4 protein-coding genes and 2 pseudogenes are annotated in these 4,980 nt (G+C 69.6%); 4 read left to right on the top strand and 2 right to left on the bottom strand.

Annotation, left to right across the window (positions count from 1 at the left end; all coding sequences use genetic code 11):
• Nucleotides 1–60 precede the first annotated feature (60 nt).
• From ABZ281_RS33375 to ABZ281_RS33360, 4 genes and pseudogenes are all read left to right on the top strand, one after another.
• A pseudogene (locus ABZ281_RS33375) lies at nt 61–1,244 on the top strand (alginate lyase family protein).
• A gap of 167 nt (nt 1,245–1,411) precedes the next feature.
• A pseudogene (locus ABZ281_RS33370) lies at nt 1,412–2,045 on the top strand (response regulator).
• A 41-nt stretch (nt 2,046–2,086) separates the two neighbouring features.
• Nucleotides 2,087–2,485 (top strand): OB-fold nucleic acid binding domain-containing protein, encoded by a 399-nt coding sequence (locus tag ABZ281_RS33365; RefSeq protein ID WP_356661609.1) that lies wholly within the window; start codon nt 2,087–2,089, stop codon nt 2,483–2,485.
• A 3-nt stretch (nt 2,486–2,488) separates the two neighbouring features.
• Nucleotides 2,489–3,223, top strand: coding sequence for a DUF3159 domain-containing protein (locus tag ABZ281_RS33360; RefSeq protein ID WP_142158689.1), 735 nt, complete (start codon nt 2,489–2,491; stop codon nt 3,221–3,223).
• Nucleotides 3,224–3,308: 85 nt separating this feature from the next.
• On the opposite strand, the gene ABZ281_RS33355 is transcribed toward ABZ281_RS33360, so the two are convergent.
• The gene (locus ABZ281_RS33355) at nt 3,309–3,983 is read right to left on the bottom strand and encodes a TrkA family potassium uptake protein (protein ID WP_298570792.1); all 675 of its coding nucleotides are present in this window, start codon (nt 3,981–3,983) and stop codon (nt 3,309–3,311) included.
• Nucleotides 3,983–4,654, bottom strand: a complete 672-nt coding sequence (locus ABZ281_RS33350; RefSeq protein WP_094053911.1) for a TrkA family potassium uptake protein — start codon at nt 4,652–4,654, stop codon at nt 3,983–3,985. Before ABZ281_RS33350 ends, ABZ281_RS33355 begins: the two co-directional genes overlap by 1 nt.
• Nucleotides 4,655–4,980: the final 326 nt, after the last annotated feature.

Genomic DNA, 4,980 nt, shown 5'->3' with positions numbered 1-4,980 from the left:
AACGCGTCTGTTCATGAAGGCGCTTCACGTTCACATACGAGAACGGAAGGCCCCCCGCGCATGCGCAGAACCGCTCTCCTCGCGGCCTCGGCCGCCCTCGTCGCCGGTGTCCTCGCCTGGCCCGCCGGCGCCGCTCCCAGTGCTCCCGCCGCCTTCGCCCACCCCGGAGTCACCCTCTCCAAGGGCCAGTTGGACTCCACCCGGTCCAAGGTCAATGCCGGCACCCAGCCCTGGATGGGCGCCTTCGACCAGATGACGGCGAGCAAGTACGCCGACCTGAACCGCACGCCCAAGCCCCGGGCGGTCGTCGAATGCGGTTCGTACTCCCACCCCAACCACGGCTGCACCGACGAGCGCGAGGACGCGATCGCCGCGTACACGCACGCCCTCGCCTGGTACATCACCCGCGACGAACGGCACGCCCGCAAGGCCATCGAGCTGATGGACGCCTGGTCCGCCGTGATCAGGGACCACACCAACAGCAACGCGCCCCTGCAGACCGGCTGGGCCGGCTCCTCCTGGCCCAGGGCCGCCGAGATCATCAAGTACACCTACACCTACACCGGCACCTGGGCGGACTCCGGCCGCTTCGCGACCATGCTCCGCACCGTCTACCTTCCCGAGATCATCAACGGCTCGAACTCCAACGGCAACTGGGAGCTGTCCATGATGGAGGCCGCCGTCGGCATCTCCGTCTTCCTGGAGGACAGGGCGTCGTACGACAAGGCCATGGCGAAGTTCCGCACGCGCACGGCCGCCTATGTCTACCTGGAGTCCGACGGCGCGCTGCCGAAGACGGTGCCGAGCCAGAACCTGAACACCCGGGAAAAGATCGTCAGGTACTGGCAGGGGCAGTCGACCTTCGTCAACGGACTCAGCCAGGAGACCTGCCGCGACTTCACCCACACACCGGCTACGGCCTCTCGGCCATCTCGCACGTCGCCGAGACCAGCCGCATCCAGGGCCACGACCTCTACGCCACCGACGTGGGCGAGCGGCTGCGGCACGGCCTCGGCTTCCACGCCACGTACCAGCTGGGCGCCGATGCCGAGAGCCGGCTGTGCGGCGGCTCGCTCAAGCTCGGGCTCGGACCGGTGACCGAAGTCGGCCACAACGCCCTGGCCAACCGTCTCGGGCACGCCATGACCAACACCACGACGCTGACCCAGCGGGGCCGTCCCGCCGGCAGCAACAACCTCTTCGTCGCCTGGGAGACCCTCACACACGGCGACAACCCCGCCTGACCATCTGACCGACCGGGCGCCGGGCGGGGACCCCGGCGCCCGGTCCGCCCGCCGGGCCGCGTCTGAGTTCCGTAAGTGCGTCCCGGAGCCGGTCTCCGGGACCCGAACCTCGTGCCGTGCGGTCGTAGGGTCGACGCTGCACAGGCGGCAGACCGCCGGAAGCGGCGCTGACCGGCCGCGTCAAGGCACGCGCGTACGAGGTCGCCGCGGTCCACGACGGCGCCACCGCCCTGAAGCTCGCGGCCGCACGCCACCCCGACGTGGTCGTCCTCGACCTCGGACTGCCCGACCCTGGACGGCGTCGAGGTGATCAGGGGCATGCGCGGCTGGAGCCGGGTGCCGATCCTGGTGCTGCCCGCCCGGCACTCCTGCGACGAGAAGGTCGAGGCGCTGGACGCGGGTGCCGACGACTACGTCACCACGCCGTTCGCATGGACGAGCTGCCGGCGCGGCTGCGGGCCGCCGTCCGCCGGGCCGAACCGGCCGGCGGAGGCGAGGGCGACGTGATCGTCGACACCGGCGAGTTCGCCGTCGATCCGGCCGCGAAGCATGTCAACCGCGCCGGCAAGGACGTACGGCCTGACCCCCACGGAGTGGCACCTGCTGGAGGTCCTCGTGCGCAACTGCGGCCGCCTGGTCGGGCAGAAGCAGCTCCAGGAGGTGTGGGGGCTCTCGCACGGGACGGAGACCCACTATCTGCGCGTGTACATGGCCCAGTTGCGGCGGAAGCCGGAGGCGGATCCCTCGCACCCGAAGCACTTCGTCACCGAGCCGGGCATGGGCTATCGGTTCGAGAAATAGGCTCCTCGCCCTTCGTCAGCAGGCCCCGGTACGCTTCAGATATGAGTGCTGTTCCTCGTTCCGAAAAGCCGGTGGGCCGGCTCCGGCGCATGCTCGACCGGCTCTCCTCGACGCAGGAGGACCTGGAGTCCGAGGAACTGCGGGAGGACACCGAGACGGCCGGCTGCATCCGGATCGGCGACTGCCAGGACCGGCAGATAGTGACCGTTACTGGTACCTTGCGCACGGTCACCCTTCGGCCGCGCGCCGGAGTCCCGGCTCTGGAGGCCGAGCTGTTCGACGGCTCCGCCGCGCTGGACGTGGTGTGGCTCGGCAGGCGCTCCATCGTGGGGATAGAGCCGGGGCGCAAGCTGATCGCATCGGGCCGGATTTCGATGAGCCGGGGCCGCCGGGTGCTGTTCAATCCCAAGTACGAACTGAGACCCCTCGGACGGGAGTAGCCGGTGACGTCGCTCGACAAGCCGACCGAAGAGACATCTGCGGACGACGCCCGGGCGGTGACCGAGGCCGCCCTGTTCGAGGCGTTCGGCGGCGTGCGGGGCATGGTGGAGACGGTGGTTCCCGGTCTCCTCTTCGTCACCATCTACACGATCAACAAGGACCTGCACCTGTCGGCGATCGCGGCGCTGGCCGTTTCGCTGGTGCTGGTCGTGGTCCGGCTGGTGATGAAGGACACCGTCAAGCACGCCTTCAGCGGTGTCTTCGGCGTGGCCTTCGGTGTCGTCTTCGCGATGATGACCGGCAACGCCAAGGACTTCTACCTGCCCGGCATGCTCTACACGCTGGGACTGGGCCTCGCCTACATCATCACCACCCTGTGCGGGGTGCCGCTGATCGGGCTGATCCTCGGCCCGGTCTTCAAGGAGAACCTCTCCTGGCGCACCCGGAACCCGGGCCGCAAGAAGGCGTACGCGAAGGCCAGCTACGCGTGGGGAGCGATCCTGCTCGCCAAGTGCGCGATCCTCTTCCCGCTGTACTGGTGGGCCGACACCACGCAGCTGGGCTGGGTCCTGGTCGCCCTGAAGATCCCGCCGTTCCTGCTCGCCGTGTACCTGACGTGGGTGTTCCTGGCGAAGGCGCCCGCGCCGATCGACGTGTTCGCGGAGATGGAGGCGGAGGAGAAGGCGGCCGAGGAGCGAGACCGGCAGGCCGCCGCCGCTCGGTCCGCCGAGCAGTGACCCTCCGGAGCTGACGGAAGGGGCGTCCCGAGCACTCGGGACGCCCCTTCCGCTTGTTTCCCCGCCTTGTCCCAGGGGGACGCGCTCAGCCCGCCGCGTTGCGCCGCACCGACAGCAGGTCCTCCAGCTGCTCCTCGCGGGCCTGGGCGGCCACGAAGAGGAGTTCGTCGCCGACCTCCAGGGAGTCCTCCCGGGAGGGTGTCAGGACGCGGTTGCCTCGGATGATCGTCACCAGGGACGTGTCCTGCGGCCACTCGACGTCGCCGACCTGCGTGCCGGCCAGGGCCGACTCCTCCGGCAGGGTCAGCTCGACCAGGTTGGCGTCGCCGTGGCTGAAGCGGAGCAGGCGGACCAGGTCGCCCACGCTCACCGCTTCCTCGACCAGGGCCGACATCAGACGCGGGGTGGAGACGGCCACGTCCACGCCCCAGGACTCGTTGAACAACCACTCGTTCTTGGGATTGTTCACCCTGGCGACGACACGGGGGACGCCGTACTCCGTCTTCGCCAGCAGGGACACGACCAGGTTCACCTTGTCGTCGCCGGTCGCGGCGATCACGACGTTGCAGCGCTGGAGCGCCGCCTCGTCCAGGGACGTGATCTCGCAGGCGTCGGCGAGCAGCCACTCGGCCTGCGGGACGCGTTCGACCGAGATGGCGGTCGGCGCCTTGTCGATCAGCAGGACCTCGTGGCCGTTCTCCAGCAGTTCGCCCGCGATCGAGCGGCCGACGGCGCCGGCTCCGGCAATGGCGACCCTCATCAGTGACCGCCCTCCTCTTCGGGACCCTTGGCGAACGCCGCCTCGACCTTGTCGACCTCGTCGGTGCGCATCATCACGTGCACCAGGTCGCCCTCCTGCAGCACCGTCTGCGAGGTGGGCAGGACCGCCTCGCCGAGCCGGGTCAGAAACGCGACGCGCACGCCCGTCTCCTCCTGGATCCGGCTGATCTTGTGGCCGACCCAGGCGGTGGAGGTGTGCACCTCGGCGAGCTGGACGCCGCCGGTGGGGTCGCGCCACAGTGGCTCGGCGCCGGAGGGCAGCAGACGGCGCAGCATCTGGTCGGCCGTCCAGCGGACCGTCGCGACGGTGGGGATGCCCAGGCGCTGGTAGACCTCAGCGCGGCGCGGGTCGTAGATGCGGGCGGCGACGTTCTCGATGCCGAACATCTCACGGGCCACGCGCGCGGCGATGATGTTGGAGTTGTCACCGCTGGAGACGGCGGCGAAGGCGCCGGCCTCCTCGATGCCCGCCTCGCGCAGGGTGTCCTGGTCGAAGCCGACACCGGTGACCCGGCGGCCGCCGAAGGAAGAGCCCAGCCGGCGGAAGGCGGTGGGGTCCTGGTCGACCACGGCGACCGTGTGCCCCTGTTGCTCCAGGTTCTGGGCCAGTGCGGAACCCACCCTTCCGCACCCCATGATGACAATATGCATCGCGTCACACCGCGCTTCCTGCAGGCCCTCTGGCCTTCATGGATGTCGTGCTCATGTCTCTCTTTCGGCTCGCCAGGCATCACGTCGCGGCCTGCGTGCGGGCCGCCGGGCAACATCATGCCGGTGGAATCACGTCATGATGCCCTCCGGGGGCGGTGCCGCGTGCGGCTGCCCGACTCCAACGTATCCGCAAAGTCGAGGGGGTTGCCGAGGGCCCTGCCGGGCCCTCGGCCCGGGGGGGGCCCCCCCCAGAGTAACCAGATAGGAGTCCATCTGTGTGGGGGCGCGGGGGTGGTTACAATATTGTACATACACCACCGGCCCGA

Origin of the sequence: Streptomyces sp. NPDC006265, assembly GCF_040613555.1 — a bacterium.
Classification (GTDB): domain Bacteria; phylum Actinomycetota; class Actinomycetes; order Streptomycetales; family Streptomycetaceae; genus Streptomyces.
Note: the sequence above shows the minus strand (reverse complement) of the source record. Positions and strands in the feature narration are given on the sequence as shown.

What these genes read in the sequence shown, in the direction of transcription:
- ABZ281_RS33365 (WP_356661609.1), top strand. Translation starts at nt 2,087, where the DNA reads ATGAGTGCTGTTCCTCGTTCCGAAAAGCCGGTGGGCCGGCTCCGGCGC.
- ABZ281_RS33355 (WP_298570792.1), bottom strand. Translation starts at nt 3,983, where the DNA reads ATGAGGGTCGCCATTGCCGGAGCCGGCGCCGTCGGCCGCTCGATCGCG.
- ABZ281_RS33350 (WP_094053911.1), bottom strand. Translation starts at nt 4,654, where the DNA reads ATGCATATTGTCATCATGGGGTGCGGAAGGGTGGGTTCCGCACTGGCC.